Genomic DNA, 15263 nt, shown 5'->3' on the forward strand with positions numbered 1-15263 from the left:
ACTGATTGAATACAGAAAATGAGAAAACTTATCGCATTGGTCGTTTTGTTATGTGGCTTTATGCCTGTTCTTTGGGCTGCTGATGGATGTGATCAGCACTTATCCCGGGAGGAGTTCAGGGAGAAACAAAAAGCTTTCATTATCGAACAGGCTGGATTGAATAAAGAAGAAGCAGCCAAGTTCTTTCCCGTTTATTTTGAACTCCAGGATAAAAAGAAGAAACTGAATGATGAGTCATGGGATTTGATGCGCAAAGGCAAGGATGATAAAACGACGGAAGCTCAATATGCAGAAATCAACGAGAAAGTAGCCAACAACCGTATTGCTGCCGACCAGCTTGATAAAACTTATTTGGGTAAGTTTAAAAAGATTCTTTCAAGCAAGAAGATTTTTCTCGTGCAACGTGCAGAGATGCGTTTTCACCGCGAAATGATAAAAGGTATGAATCGTAGCAAAGACAAGGGAGACGATTCAAAGAAGAAATAAAGAAAAACAGAGCGTCTGATTCGTATGAACAGACGTTCTGTTTGAGTAAAATGGAGGCTCTGTCCGGTGGGAATAGAACCTCTGTTTTTTTTATGCCGGTAAGGAAGTTACAGTCCTTTTTTCTTTGCTTCATTCCAAATGGCATCCATCTCTTCGAGAGACATATCTTTCAGACTTTTTCCTTCCTTGATGGTGTGCTCTTCCAGATAATTGAAACGACGGATAAACTTCTGGTTGGTAAGTTCCAGTGCATTATCGGGGTTGATTTTATAAAGGCGTGCCGCATTGATGAGGCTGAACATCACGTCGCCGAATTCAGCTTCTGCCTTCTCTTTATCCATGTTGGCCACTTCCTCCTGAAACTCACCTATTTCTTCTTTCACTTTATCCCAAACCTGTTCCCGTTCTTCCCAGTCGAAACCTACATTGCGGGCTTTGTCCTGAATACGGTAAGCCTTGATAAGCGAGGGCAGGGCAGCGGGCACACCGCTTAATACACTCTTGTTTCCATCTTTCTCTTTGAGTTTCAACTGTTCCCAGTTCTCGGAAACTTGTCCGGCTGTCTCTGCTTTCACCTCTCCGAACACATGCGGATGGCGGAAAATCAGCTTATCGCACAACTTGTCGCAAACATCTTTGATGTCAAAATCTCCTGTTTCCGAGCCTATCTTGGCATAGAAAGCGACGTGTAATAATACGTCTCCCAATTCTTTGCAGATTTCTTTCTTGTCATCCCTCATCAGGGCATCGCAAAGTTCGTAAGTCTCTTCTATGGTGTTGGGACGCAGACTTTCATTCGTCTGTTTACGGTCCCAGGGACATTTAACACGCAGTTCGTCGAGAATGTCCAGGAAGCGTCCGAAGGCTTCCATCTGTTCTTGTCTGGTATGTGACATAAATCTATCTATTTAATTCATTTTTTTCCATTCCTGGTAAGAAATCAACAACCCTACTACTTCCGAGTAGTTCTGGCGGCCACTTTCTATCTTGTTTCCTTTTAGGTAAAGATCGTATATCCAATCCTGTACGGCTCCCACTATCGGGCTATACTTGGCAGCCCAATAGGCTTGATTATTCTTGGCTAATTCAATAATTTCCGGCCGGATGCGTTGAAAGAGTTTTGCATATTCTTCTTCTGAAAGTAATCTTTTTACATTCCCCAATACATGCCCCAGTACAGAGAAATATCCGGAGAAACGGATACCCATCGCCTGTGAACGGGTGCAAACCTGATAGGCATAGAAATTGGCTTCCGCTTCGCTGGTGATACCTAACAAGTGGGCTAGTTCATGAGCATAAGTGGCAGGATAGTTGGCGGGAAGTAAATCTCCGTTAAGGGTGAATTCGCAGAAGAAAGGCCCCATGCTACCGGTTACTCCTACCATGGAAATGAATGGAGTAAACAACATGGTCTTTACTCTCGGATGATCGTGCGGAGGTCGGTGTACGCCCAGGCTATCACTTAACTGATTATAGATTCGTACGGTTTCTTCCTGTATCAAATCCTGGTTGATACTATTTACAGGGGTGTACGAACGATTTAATTGGGTGATATAGTCGTCAACGAACTCCTGAAAATTTTCAGGAGTGTAGGCTGTATACGGGATTTCGGTTCGTTGGTAAAAGTTCTTTTGAGAATAATTCAGTCCCCAAGCCAGATAGAACCATACATAAATCCACAACAGATATTCGCCGTCGCGCAATAAAATTTTCTTCCAAGGCAACTTTTTGCGGAGACGGGCATAAATAGGATAAATAATCACGCCCGCGATACTAAGGAAGATAAATAAGTCTCCTATCGCAAAAGGAAATAAACCGGAAAAAAACGACAGGACGTAGGAGATAAGGGGATAGATTGTTTGAGAATAGATCGTTGCCAGAGCAGGAATCCATTGCGTTAGCCACACCAGGATTAATAATGCTCCTAAGGCTAAATATCTTACATTTGGCTTATTTTTCATCATTTGTATAAAATCAGTCAACAAAAATATGCATTTAATAAACGTCGCGCGAAAAAATACCTCTATATTTGCAAAAAATCTGTTAACAGTAACTTTGTGCACCTGCGTAATCAGAGAAAGTTATTCAACATAAACCGGATAAGATGGCTACATCAGAAGAAATAGAAAAGTATTGCAGGAATTGCGTGTCACGTGATTTTGTGAACGGAAAAGGACTCGTTTGTAAACGTACCGGAGAACTTCCCGCTTTTGAAGAAGAATGTGATAGTTTTGAGCAAGATAAGGAACTGGAAAGATTAGCGCCTCCCAAGCCGGAAGACTTTCCGGTATCCATGACAGAAGAGGAAATGCTTGCCGAAGAGAACCTGCCCAAAGGAGTATTGTGTGCAGTTGTCGCATGCATCGTTGGTGCGGTGGCATGGGGTTTGATCTCCGTTTCTACAGGTCGCCAGATTGGGTTTATGCCCATTGCTATCGGATTCATGGTAGGTTTTGCGATGCGGCAGGGCAAGGGAATACGTCCCATTTTTGGAATTATCGGTGCGGCATTATCTCTGGTTAGTTGCATCTTAGGTGATTTCTTGTCTATTATCGGATATATCTCCCAAGATTATGAAATGGGTTATTTTCAAGTCCTGGCAGGTGTAGACTATGGAGAGATATTCTCTATTCTGTTGAAAAATGTAATGTCGATGACTGCCCTATTCTACGGATTCGCTCTTTATGAGGGATATAAATTCTCTTTCCGTGCACAGAAACACCCCGAGGGTGGTAAGATTTGAATTTAAATTATTAATTTTGCACCCGTTATTTTTAGAATATACATTATCATATACATAAAACAATATGGAATTAGCAAGTAAGTACAATCCCGCTGACGTGGAGGGAAAGTGGTACCAGTATTGGCTGGACCACAAATTATTCAGTTCAAAACCCGATGGCCGTGAACCTTACACCATCGTCATCCCGCCCCCGAACGTCACCGGTGTGTTACACATGGGACACATGCTTAATAATACCATCCAGGATATTTTAGTTCGTCGTGCCCGTATGGAAGGCAAGAATGCTTGCTGGGTGCCGGGAACTGACCACGCTTCTATTGCTACCGAAGCTAAAGTTGTAAACAAACTCGCTTCTCAAGGTATCAAGAAAACCGATCTATCTCGTGACGAATTCTTGAAACATGCCTGGGAATGGACAGACGAGCACGGTGGTATTATCCTGAAACAACTCCGTAAACTCGGCGCATCCTGCGACTGGGATCGTACTGCTTTCACTATGGATGAGAAACGTAGCGAAAGTGTAATCAAGGTATTTGTCGATCTGTTCGATAAAGGATTGATCTACCGGGGCGTCCGCATGGTAAACTGGGACCCGAAAGCCTTGACTGCCCTTTCTGACGAAGAAGTAATCTATAAGGAAGAACACGGAAAACTGTATTACCTCCGCTATAAAGTAGAAGGTGATCCGGAAGGTCGCTACGCGGTTGTTGCAACAACCCGTCCTGAAACAATTATGGGTGATACGGCTATGTGTATCAATCCGAACGACCCGAAGAACGAATGGCTGAAAGGAAAGAAAGTGATCGTTCCGCTGGTAAACCGTGTCATTCCTGTGATTGAGGATGATTATGTAGACATCGAATTCGGTACGGGTTGCCTGAAAGTAACCCCGGCCCATGATGTAAACGACTATATGCTGGGTGAAAAGTACAACCTGCCTAGCATTGATATCTTCAACGATAACGGTACATTGAGCGAAGCTGCCGGTATGTATATCGGCATGGATCGTTTTGACGTTCGTAAACAGATAGAGAAAGACCTCGAAGCTGCCGGACTGCTGGACAAGACAGAAGCCTATACAAATAAGGTAGGTTACTCGGAACGTACCAACGTAGTGATCGAACCGAAACTATCTATGCAATGGTTCCTCAAGATGCAGCATTTTGCAGACATGGCATTGCCTCCGGTAATGAACGATGAACTGAAGTTCTATCCTGCAAAATACAAGAATACCTACCGCCACTGGATGGAGAACATCAAAGACTGGTGTATCAGCCGTCAGTTGTGGTGGGGACATCGCATTCCTGCTTATTTCCTCCCGGAGGGCGGTTATGTGGTAGCTGCTACAGCAGAAGAAGCATTGGCAAAAGCGAAAGAGAAAACCGGCAATGCTGCCTTGACAATCGAAGATCTCCGTCAGGACGAAGATTGTCTGGATACCTGGTTCTCTTCCTGGTTGTGGCCTATCTCTTTGTTCGATGGAATCAACAATCCGGGTAACGAAGAAATCAACTATTACTATCCGACCAGCGACCTTGTGACAGGACCGGATATTATCTTCTTCTGGGTAGCCCGTATGATTATGGCAGGCTACGAGTACGAAGGACAGATGCCGTTTAAGAACGTTTACTTCACAGGGATCGTTCGTGATAAACTGGGACGTAAAATGTCCAAGTCACTCGGCAATTCTCCCGACCCGTTAGAGTTGATCGAGAAATACGGAGCCGATGGAGTACGTATGGGTATGATGCTTTCTGCTCCTGCCGGAAACGATATTCTTTTCGATGACGCACTTTGCGAACAGGGACGTAACTTCTGCAACAAGATATGGAATGCTTTCCGTCTGATTAAGGGCTGGACAAATGCCAAAGGTACTATTGCGATTCCTACCGATGCACATCTGGCAGTTCAGTGGTTTGACCAAAGACTGGATGCGGCAGCTGTTGAAGTGGCCGATCTCTTCTCCAAATATCGTTTGAGCGAAGCGTTGATGCTGGTTTACAAACTGTTTTGGGATGAATTCTCTTCCTGGCTGTTGGAAATCGTGAAACCTGCTTATGGACAGCCTGTTAATGGCTTTATTTATAGTATGGTTCTTAGCTCTTTCGAGCGTCTGCTTGAATTGCTGCATCCTTTTATGCCATTTATCACAGAAGAGTTGTGGCAACAACTGCGTGAGCGTGAACCGGGTGAAAGTCTGATGGTTACTCAACTGTTTGAACCGGTCGGAGCAAATGAACAGTTCCTGGCAGATTTTGAAGTAGCTAAGGAAATCATCAGTAATGTCCGTAGCATCCGTTTGCAGAAGAACATTGCTCTGAAAGAAGAACTCGAATTGCAGGTTGTAGGCACTCATCCGGTAGAGAAATTGAATCCGGTGATTATCAAGATGTGTAACCTGTCTTCTGTAACAGTGGTAGAAAGCAAATCAGAAGGCGCTGCATCTTTCATGATAGGAACGACCGAATTTGCCGTGCCATTGGGCAATAAGATTGATGTGGAAGCCGAAATCGCCCGTATGGAAGCCGAGTTGAAGCATAAAGAAGGATTCTTGCAGGGAGTGATGAAGAAACTTAGCAACGAGAAATTCGTCAATAATGCTCCGGCTGCCGTTCTTGAACTGGAACGTAAGAAGCAAGCCGATGCAGAGAGTATCATTAATTCTTTGAAAGAAAGTATTGCGGCTTTGAAGAAATCATAATCCTTTGATACTTAATTTTATATAATAAAGAGCATCTCAATTCGTTTTGGGATGCCTTTTTTTGCACTAAAGAAATTAATACTATCTTTGCTTCCGCTATTTATAGAATACCACAAATGAAACAATCGTTACGGATCATTCCATTCTTCCTTGGATTATTCCTTTTTATTGAAGGATTCTTATCACCTGCGTCAGCCCGAACCGAAGATACAAATAAAGAAGTACTGGTTTTAAACTCGATTAATTTCAATCTGCCTTGGGCTAAAAACTTTTATTGGTGTCTTCAATCTGCTCTTCAGAAACAAGGAATTTCTGTGAAGGCGGAGTCGCTTTCCGTACCTGCTCTGGTGAATGAGATGGAGGCGAATGCCGTAGTCACCCATTTGCGTCAGAAGTATCCGGAGCCTCCCACTGCTATCGTGATGATTGGAGATCCGGGATGGATTGTTTGCCGTGAATTGTTTGATGATGTATGGAAAGATGTCCCGGTGGTTGTGACAAATGCCCGCGATCGTCTGCCTGCTTCTCTGGATATCCTGCTGTCTCATGCTCCACTCACAGAAAGTAACAGTGTTTCTGCGGAGGAATGGAGACGGGAATATAATATCACTTCTTTGAAGCAGCATTATTACGTTAAGGAGACCGTAGATTTAATTTATAAACTGATACCTGACATGGAACGTCTGGCTTTTATTTCAGATGATCGGTATATCAGTGAAGAAACCCGCCGAGATGTGAAAGAAGCCGTAGAGGAAAACTTTCCTGATTTGCGTCTGGAACTTCTTTCCACCACTCAATTATCCACGGAAATGCTACTCGATACGTTGCGCAGCTATAAATCCAATACGGGGATTATCTATTATTCATGGTTTGAGTCGCATAACGAGAATGATAACAACTATCTCTTCGATCACATTCAGGAGATTATCACTAATTTTGCTCCTTCGCCTCTGTTCCTGCTTTCTCACGAAGATTTATCGAACAATACTTTTGCGGGAGGATATTATGTCTCGGCAGAATCTTTCAGTGATTCTCTGCTGGAGATTCTTGATCGGATATTGAAAGGTGAACAGGCCCGGAATATTCCCGGTGGAGTGGGAGGGAAAGGAAGTGCCTATCTTTGTTATCCGGTATTGAAAGCTCATAATATACCGTCATACCGTTACCCGGCCGATGCTGTTTATGTCAATGAGCCCAAGACTTTTTTTCAGCAGTATTCTGTTGAAATTATTGTCTGTTCCATCTTCCTGTTAATTCTGATTGTTGCTATCATATATTATATCAGCATTCTTCGGAAAGCATATAGTCGTCTGCATGAAGCAATGGAAAAAGCGGAACAGGCCAATCAATTGAAATCCGCATTCCTGGCAAATATGAGTCATGAGATACGTACGCCCTTGAATGCTATTGTAGGATTCTCCAATATGCTTCCTCATGTCGAAAACCGTGAAGAAATGTCCGAATATGCAGACCTCATTGAAACAAATACGGATTTGTTGCTCCAGTTGATTAATGATATTCTGGATTTGTCGAAGATTGAAGCCGGTACATTTGATTTCTACCCTGCCTTGATTGATGTGAATCAGACGCTTGAAGAAATCGAGCAGAGTATGCAGCTACGTCTGCGACACAATAATGTGACTTTCACATTTGCGGAGAGACTGCCTGAATGTACATTATATACGGATAAGAACCGTTTGATTCAGTTACTTACCAATTTCATTGTTAATGCCATCAAATTTACAGAAGTGGGTACCATTCGTATGGGGTATCGTCTGCTAGGCTCCGAAACGATTTATTTTTATGTGTCGGATACTGGCTGTGGAATGTCTTCTGAACAGTGTATTCATGTCTTCGAACGGTTTGTGAAGTACAATTCCTTTGTGCAAGGTACCGGACTGGGACTTTCTATCTGCCATACGATTGTAGACCGCCTGGGAGGGAAAATAGGAGTGGAGTCGAAAGAGAACAAAGGATCTACTTTCTGGTTTACCTTACCTTATCGGCAGAATTAATGCTTTACTTCTCTCCAATCTATCAGTAGATAAGTTGCTATGCTCTTATTGCAAACTTCCTTTCCCTTATTGGATAAGTTGTCTTTGACTAAGAAGAAACTATAAACGCAAGTTCTGATTGTATAAACGAAACTTGCAATTATATAACCGGAACTTGCAGTTTTATAAATGAAGCTTGCAATTATAGTTTTCTCCCGGTCAAAAAGAAGTTTGGCAGTAGGGGAATGTAAGTTTATCCCTAATACAAAGGAAGTTGTCTATTAGTACTTTAGTAAATAGATCGTAATAGATCAGAAAATAGATAGTAGGTTTATTTTAAGGAAATAGAATCGGTAGCAATAAAGGCAGATAATCCTTTAAATCTATACGTAGTTGCTTTAATGCTTGTTGAATGCGGTAATCTACTGTTTTGGGAGATACTCCCAGAATTTCCGCTATTTCTTTATAACTCATATCCCGGAACCGATGCATCACAAAAGCTTCCCGGTAACTTTCCGGTAATATGGCAATGGCATTTTTGATACGTTGTGTCAATTCTTCGACTTGATAAAGATCCGTATCTTGTAGCATCTCCTGCATTTCTTCATAAAATCGAGTGTCGGCACGTTGAGTGGCGTCAATATGTGCAAGCTTGTTCAGAGCTTTGCGGTATATCATTTTAAAGAGGTACGAACTAAGCGAGGTTTCGATAAACAAATTTTCTCTGTTCTCCCAAATCCATAAAAGAGAATCCTGCACAATTTCTTCCGCATCTTCCAGATCTACGAAGCGATGGCCGTAGGCACACAGTGCCGGATAATACCTCCGAAACAGTGCATCGAATGCTTTTTGGTCGCCTCGCTGTATAGCAGATAATAGGAAATTGCTTTCTGACAGGTGAACTTCTTTCATGTATTAGTTTGATATTTCACTGCAAATATAGCTTTTTTATAAGAAAACAAAGATTTTCTGAAAAAAAATGAGATTTGGTTTAGGAATCCCACAAGTCTCTCTTGTCTTATAGTAAAAGGCAATAAAATACGAATATGGATAAGACTGATAAAAATACAATAGAAGAATTGCTTCCCCGTTATTGTGAGGGACTGGCAACGGAAGAAGAGCGTCTGCAAGTTGAGACGTGGATGGATGAGTCGGAAGAAAACCGGCGGATGGCCAAACAGATACATGCTCTCTATCTTGCTACAGATACTGTTCACATCATGACGAAAGTCGACACAGAGAAAGCATTGACAAAGGTGAAAAGTAGAATGACAGGTAACAGACAAAGGAAAACGACATGGTGGGAATGGGCGCAACGTGCGGCAGCAGTGCTGTTCATTCCACTTCTCGTTACTCTGATGGTACAACATTGGGGAGGAAGCGAACAGGAATTGGCACAAATGATGGAAGTGAAAACAAATCCCGGAATGATGACTTCTCTGACATTGCCCGATGGCACATTAGTTTTCCTGAATTCCGAATCTACCTTGAGTTATCCCTCACGCTTTGACGGCGACACGAGAAATGTAACATTGCAGGGAGAAGCTTATTTTGAAGTAGCCAAGAATCCGGAAAAGAAATTTATAGTCTCTACTTCCCACCAGTCACAGATCGAGGTATTGGGAACTCATTTTAATGTAGAGGCTTATGAAAAAGAAGACCGGATTGCAGCAACATTGGTTGAAGGAAAGATAGGTTTTATTTATTCATCTGACAATGGTTCGAAAAAAGTACTGATGGATCCCGGACAGAAATTGGTCTATGATACAAGAGACAGTAAAGTACAGCTTTATGCCACCTCCGGCGAGTCGGAAATAGCATGGAAAGAGGGAAAGATTATATTCAAGAATACTCCTCTCAAAGAGGGATTGCGAATGTTGGAGAAGCGGTATAATGTGGAATTCATTATTAAAAACGACCGCTTGAAAGGAGACTCATTTACAGGTACGTTTACCCACCAGCGTTTAGAAAGAATATTGGAATATTTTAAAATCTCATCCCGAATTCGTTGGCGATACATAGATTCTGCTGATATAAAAGATGAGAAGAGTCGAATAGAAATTTATTGATTTACGAACCTTAAAAAACGAATAATATGAAGAACAGAGCTCCTTAAAAGAAAAAACATACGGGAAGATATTGGCGTATCTCCCGTATGAAAATAAGTAAATCTTTCTACTGCTTGTTTGGCGACAAGCTTAGATAAACTTTTTATTAACTTTAAGTCATTACAAAATTATGCAAAATTATTGTAGCATCCAATTATTACGGATGATAAACTCGTTTTGGATTACCTTAAAACAAATCCCACTATCTATGAAACTATTTATTATTTGCCTCATTTGTTCTGTTAGCATCACATGGGCTACAGAAGTGTATGCGCAACAAGCAATGATAAGTATTGATGTGCGTAATCAAACAGTAGGGGAAGTCTTGAAGGAAATAGAATCTCAATCGGATTTTGATTTCTTTTTTAATAACAAGCATGTTAATTTGGACCGCCGTGTTTCTGTATTTGCTACTAACAGTAATATCTTTCAAGTCTTGAAAGAGGTCTTTGCAGGTACTGACGTGAGATATTCTGTATTGGATAAGAAAATTATTCTGTTAACAGACATTTTATCTCCGGAACAAGATAAAAAAAAGAAAGTTTCCGGTAAAGTCGTTGATAGAAATGATGAGCCTATTATAGGAGTTACTGTTAAAGAGAAAGATGGTTCGGGTGGCACTGTAACAGATATTGAAGGGAATTTTAGCCTGCCCATATCGTCTGATCATGCAGTGATAATGTTATCTTATGTTGGCTATCAACCTCAGTCTGTCAAGGTAAAGGAAGGTAAGAACGTAAAAATAGTCTTAGAGGAAGATACAAAATTGCTTGATGAGGTAGTAGTGGTAGGCTATGGCACACAGAAAAAAGTAAACCTGACCGGCTCTGTTGCGACTATTTCCTCAAAAGATATTGTAGAAACCCATGCGAGTAGCACTTCTACTTTGTTAGCTGGACGGCTGCCTGGGGTTATTTCAATGGCAGCAAATGGATTCCCAGGACAGGGAGCATCAGTGTTGATTCGTGGAAAGTCGTCTTGGAATGATGCACCTGTATTGTATGTTGTGGATGGAATTCAAGTGGATAAGGAAGCATTTGATGCCATCAATATTGATGAAATAGAGAATATTTCGGTTTTGAAAGATGCGTCTGCGGCGGTATATGGTTCGCGTGCTGCCAATGGAGTAATATTGGTGACAACGAAACGAGGTGAGAACGGCAGACCCAAATTTTCATTTTCTACGAACTTAGGCATTTCTACGCCTACTGCCTATCCGGAATTACTTAACGCTTATGAGTATGCAACGCTTTGGAATGAAGCGCAAACTAATATGGGATATGATATAAATAACTCCTCGGATGCGCATTTGTTTTATGATGAAGAACAAATAAAAAGAGCACGAACAGAGAGTTCCGATTGGTTTGGAGAAACATTTAAGAAACATTCATTGAACCAGAAATACAATATGAGTGTGAATGGTGGAAGCGACCGGATTAAGTATTTTATGTCTTTGGGGTATTTGAATGATGAAGGGATGTACGATGGAATTGATTATAAGCGCTATAACTTACGAGCCAATATTGATGCGAAGATTAATAATTATATCAATGTCCGTTTAGATTTAGAAGGGATGGAAAGTACTTTGGAACAGCCCCAAGTCGGTTCTGCTTCACTTTTTGAGTATGTTGTCAGACGAAATCCATTGGAGAAAATATATAATTCTGACGGTACTTACTATGACATGGGCAGTAGACATCCGCTGGCAGAACGTGACGATAGTGGATATAAAAGAAATAAAAAGAACAATTATCGGGCTAAGCTAGGCTTTGATATAAAGATTCCTTATGTTGATGGTTTAAAATTCAATGCATTGTTTAGTTATGTGCGAGGAGCGAACCATTCGAAGTCTTTTTTGACTCCTTATTCTCTCTATTTGTTGGGCGATGACGGCAGCGTTGCCAATGAGCGTATTTTTGGTAAAACAACTCTTTCGGAAGAGATGTATATCGGCCATAATATGACATCTACTTTGACATTGACATACAATAAAAAGATAAAAGGACATTCGGTTTCCGGTCTGTTCGTGTATGAACAATTTGAATCGTTAGGGTCCACTTTGGGAGCTTCAAGAACTAATTTTCCATTTACATCCATTGATCAATTGTTTGCAGGAGGAGATGACGAAGAACAGTCGAACTGGGGAAATCCTTCCCAAGATGCTCGCAAAGGCTTTATCGGACGTTTCAATTATGATTATAAAGGTAAGTATTTGGCCGAGTTTTCTTTCCGTTATGACGGATCATTAAAATTTCATCCGGATCGTAGATGGGGATTTTTTCCTTCAGTATCTTTGGGATGGAGACTTTCGGAAGAAGCTTTTATGAAAAAATTTTCTAACCTGGATAATTTGAAAATTAGAGGATCATATGGTATTCTTGGTAATGATGCCGTAGGAGGATGGCAGTGGCTGACTAACTATTCGTTTGGTGATGCTTATATTTTTAATCAGGCTCCTATCAAATCAATTGTGAGCGGTGGAATTCCAAATGTGGATTTGACTTGGGAAAAAACATCGACATTTAATCTGGGAGTAGACGCATCAATTTATAAGGGATTACTTTCCGTTGAAGCTGATGTATTCTATAAACGTACATACGATATTTTGGGTTCACGAAACGCTTCAATGCCACAAACTTTTGGTGCAACTTTGCCTTCTGAAAATTATGGTGTTGTGAAAGTGAAAGGATTTGAACTACAGGTAAAGCATGATAATAAAATAGGAGACTTTCGTTATCACGTTGGAGGCAATGTGAGTTGGGCGAGAAATAAAGTAATAGAAAGAGATTATGCAGCGGGAATAGAACCATGGAATAATCCGATAGGAAAAACGATGGGATATCGTGCATGTTTTGTTGCATTGGGATTATTTCAGAGCGATGACGAAGCTGCCGCATGGCCTCGGTTTAAAGGTACTCAACCGACGGCTGGTGATGTGAAGTATGCAGATTTGAATAATGACGGAATTATGGATGAACGAGATAAGAAAGTCGTTTCTCCTTATAGTAACACTCCTGAAATAATGTTTGGCTTGAATCTTTCTGCTTCATGGAAAGGTTTTGACTTTAGTGCTTTATTTCAAGGAGCCGCTAATAGAAATGTAATGCTAAGTGGCTTTGCCACCCAGATGTTTGTCAATGGCTCTTCTAATTTGCCTAAGTATTTGTATGACGACCGCTGGACTCCGGATAATCGTGACGCGCGTTATCCTAAAGCATGGGGGCCTGATCACCCTTCAAATAATAAAGCTTCTACATTTTGGTTGATTAATGGTAACTACGTTCGATTGAAGAATATGGAATTGGGATATTCTATTCCGAAAGTATTATTATCAAAGGTCGGAGTGGAGCGTTTACGAGTATATGTTGGAGGAACCAATTTATTCTCAATAGATCATATGCCGGGGTATGATCCAGAAAAACAGGATGGAGGACCGAATTACTATCCTCAACAAAGAGTTTTCAATATGGGAGTAAACATAACATTTTAAATGAGTATACAATGAAAAAATATATATTTTATTTAATTGCATTTTTAGCCATATCTTGCGAAGATGTTTTGGATAAAAAAAATTTAGGTGCTATTGATGATTCATATGTCTGGAGCGATCCTAATATGATAGAGTTGAACGTTAATTCATTTTATGTAAATTGGATGCCTGCCGGTTTATTTAAACAATCTGCACTTATTCAAAATGGAATTATTTCTGATGAAGCCCGTAGTGGATATAATGGTCGTGCGGTGAATATTATAAATGGAGTTCGTTTTGGAGCGGATCGCACAGATGTGCCTTTTCAAAACTGGTATTATGGCGGTATACGCAAGGCAAACGAGTTTTTGCAGAATATTGAAGAACGTTATATTTTGCCGGCTAATGCTACTCAAGCTCAAAAGGACCAACGTGACCGTTTTATAGGAGAGGTGAGATTTTATCGTGCTCATTTATATTGGGAGATGATAAAAGTGTATGGAGGAGTGCCAATCATAACTAAAGTCATTGACAAGGATGAAACGGATGAGAGTCTATTGTATCCTAAAAGAAATACGACAGAGGAGAGTTTTACTTTTGTCATTAAAGAACTGAAAGAGGCTGCGGATTTATTACCGATTACATACAGTGGAGATAATTGGGGAAGAATAACAAAGGGAGCAGCACTTGCATATTGTGCCAGAATACAATTGTATAAGGCAAGTCCGATGTTTAATCCCTCCAATGAAAGAAAATATTGGAAGGATGCATATGACACCTATAAAGATGTGATTGAACTGGATATTTATGATTTGCATCCGACATTCTCCGAAATCTGGAAAGAAAAAGGAGAAAATAACAAAGAAATCATATGGTTTAAAGATTATAAAAAAGGAACCATTACTCACGGTTGGGATGCTGGTAATATGATGCGTTCGCAGGCAGTGGGCGATGCGACAGCCAATTGTCCGGTACAAGAGTTGGTCGATGCATTTCCGATGAAAGATGGTACGCCGTATGTAAAAAGTAATCCGGAAACCAATCCGTATGATTATCGTGACCCTCGGCTTAGAGAAACTGTTGTATGGAATGGGGATACATACGGTCCAAGAAATGAAAAGGTGTATACATTCGTTTCGGAATCTACCGATCCTAATTCTCCTATGTATAATTTTGATGGCATCGACTCTCACCAATCGGCAACAAGCACAGGATATTATATGCGAAAGATGAAAGATGAATCTCTGGATGGAACCAAAGGGGATTACGGATATGGAAAAGGGAGCTATACACAATGGGTTGAACTTCGATATGCGGAAGTATTATTGGGGTTGGCTGAAGCTGCGAATGAAATTGGAGAAACGGAGGAAGGTGTCGAACAATTAAAGTTGATTCGTGATCGTGCCGGTATACTTCCGGGAGAAAATAAACGTTATGGAATACCTGAAAATATATCAATGGATGATTTCAGAACGTTGGTTCAAAATGAGAGATATATAGAATTGGCTTTTGAGGATAAACGTTATTGGGATCTGCGTCGTTGGAAATTGGCACATCTTAAATTGAATAATCAGCTGACAGCAATGGAGATACGTAAAAAAATAAATGGTAAAGAGGTTTCATATACGTATACACGTCGTGTACAACGTCACGATAAAACAAATAAACCGGTGTTTTTAGAGAAATTCTATTTTCTGCCTTTGCCTAAAGAAGAATTACTAAGAAATCCGAATTTGGAACAAAATGAAGAATGGAAATAAAA

At 40.8% G+C, this 15263-nt stretch carries 10 protein-coding genes; 7 read left to right on the plus strand and 3 right to left on the minus strand.

All coding sequences use genetic code 11. The features are described from left to right. Nucleotides 1-18 precede the first annotated feature (18 nt). Nucleotides 19-486, plus strand: a complete 468-nt coding sequence (locus tag H8796_RS12300; protein ID WP_117937260.1) for a hypothetical protein — start codon at nt 19-21, stop codon at nt 484-486. A gap of 107 nt (nt 487-593) precedes the next feature. Here the strand turns inward: H8796_RS12300 and mazG are convergent, their stop codons facing one another. Together mazG and H8796_RS12310 are read right to left on the minus strand one after the other, a co-directional pair. Continuing rightward, nucleotides 594-1382 (minus strand): nucleoside triphosphate pyrophosphohydrolase, encoded by a 789-nt coding sequence (mazG, locus tag H8796_RS12305; RefSeq protein ID WP_008775510.1) that lies wholly within the window; start codon nt 1380-1382, stop codon nt 594-596. Nucleotides 1383-1394: 12 nt separating this feature from the next. Next, on the minus strand, nt 1395-2450 hold the full coding sequence (locus H8796_RS12310) for a DUF3810 domain-containing protein (protein ID WP_117937262.1): 1056 nt from the start codon (nt 2448-2450) through the stop codon (nt 1395-1397). Between the two features lie 140 nt (nt 2451-2590). Between H8796_RS12310 and H8796_RS12315 the strand changes: the two genes are divergently transcribed. The 3 genes from H8796_RS12315 to H8796_RS12325 all read left to right on the plus strand — a co-directional run bounded on the left by H8796_RS12315 (nt 2591) and on the right by H8796_RS12325 (nt 7945). Continuing rightward, nucleotides 2591-3229, plus strand: coding sequence for a hypothetical protein (locus tag H8796_RS12315; RefSeq protein ID WP_074909407.1), 639 nt, complete (start codon nt 2591-2593; stop codon nt 3227-3229). Between the two features lie 64 nt (nt 3230-3293). Next, nucleotides 3294-5930: a valine--tRNA ligase gene (locus H8796_RS12320; RefSeq protein WP_117937264.1), complete on the plus strand. Its 2637-nt coding sequence runs from the start codon at nt 3294-3296 to the stop codon at nt 5928-5930. A gap of 116 nt (nt 5931-6046) precedes the next feature. After that, the gene (locus tag H8796_RS12325) at nt 6047-7945 is read left to right on the plus strand and encodes a HAMP domain-containing sensor histidine kinase (protein WP_117937266.1); all 1899 of its coding nucleotides are present in this window, start codon (nt 6047-6049) and stop codon (nt 7943-7945) included. A gap of 315 nt (nt 7946-8260) precedes the next feature. Here the strand turns inward: H8796_RS12325 and H8796_RS12330 are convergent, their stop codons facing one another. After that, nucleotides 8261-8836 carry an RNA polymerase sigma-70 factor gene (locus H8796_RS12330; protein ID WP_117937268.1) on the minus strand — a complete coding sequence of 192 codons (576 nt, stop codon included), beginning with the start codon at nt 8834-8836 and terminating at the stop codon, nt 8261-8263. Nucleotides 8837-8970: 134 nt separating this feature from the next. Between H8796_RS12330 and H8796_RS12335 the strand changes: the two genes are divergently transcribed. The 3 genes from H8796_RS12335 to H8796_RS12345 all read left to right on the plus strand — a co-directional run bounded on the left by H8796_RS12335 (nt 8971) and on the right by H8796_RS12345 (nt 15261). Continuing rightward, nucleotides 8971-9993, plus strand: a complete 1023-nt coding sequence (locus H8796_RS12335) for a FecR family protein (protein WP_117937270.1) — start codon at nt 8971-8973, stop codon at nt 9991-9993. 247 nt (nt 9994-10240) lie between these two features. Further along, nucleotides 10241-13522 (plus strand): TonB-dependent receptor, encoded by a 3282-nt coding sequence (locus H8796_RS12340; protein WP_117937272.1) that lies wholly within the window; start codon nt 10241-10243, stop codon nt 13520-13522. A gap of 11 nt (nt 13523-13533) precedes the next feature. Continuing rightward, nucleotides 13534-15261, plus strand: a complete 1728-nt coding sequence (locus H8796_RS12345; protein WP_117937274.1) for a RagB/SusD family nutrient uptake outer membrane protein — start codon at nt 13534-13536, stop codon at nt 15259-15261. Nucleotides 15262-15263: the final 2 nt, after the last annotated feature.

Source organism: Bacteroides sp. M10 (assembly GCF_014334015.1).
GTDB classification, from domain to species: Bacteria; Bacteroidota; Bacteroidia; order Bacteroidales; family Bacteroidaceae; genus Bacteroides; species Bacteroides intestinigallinarum.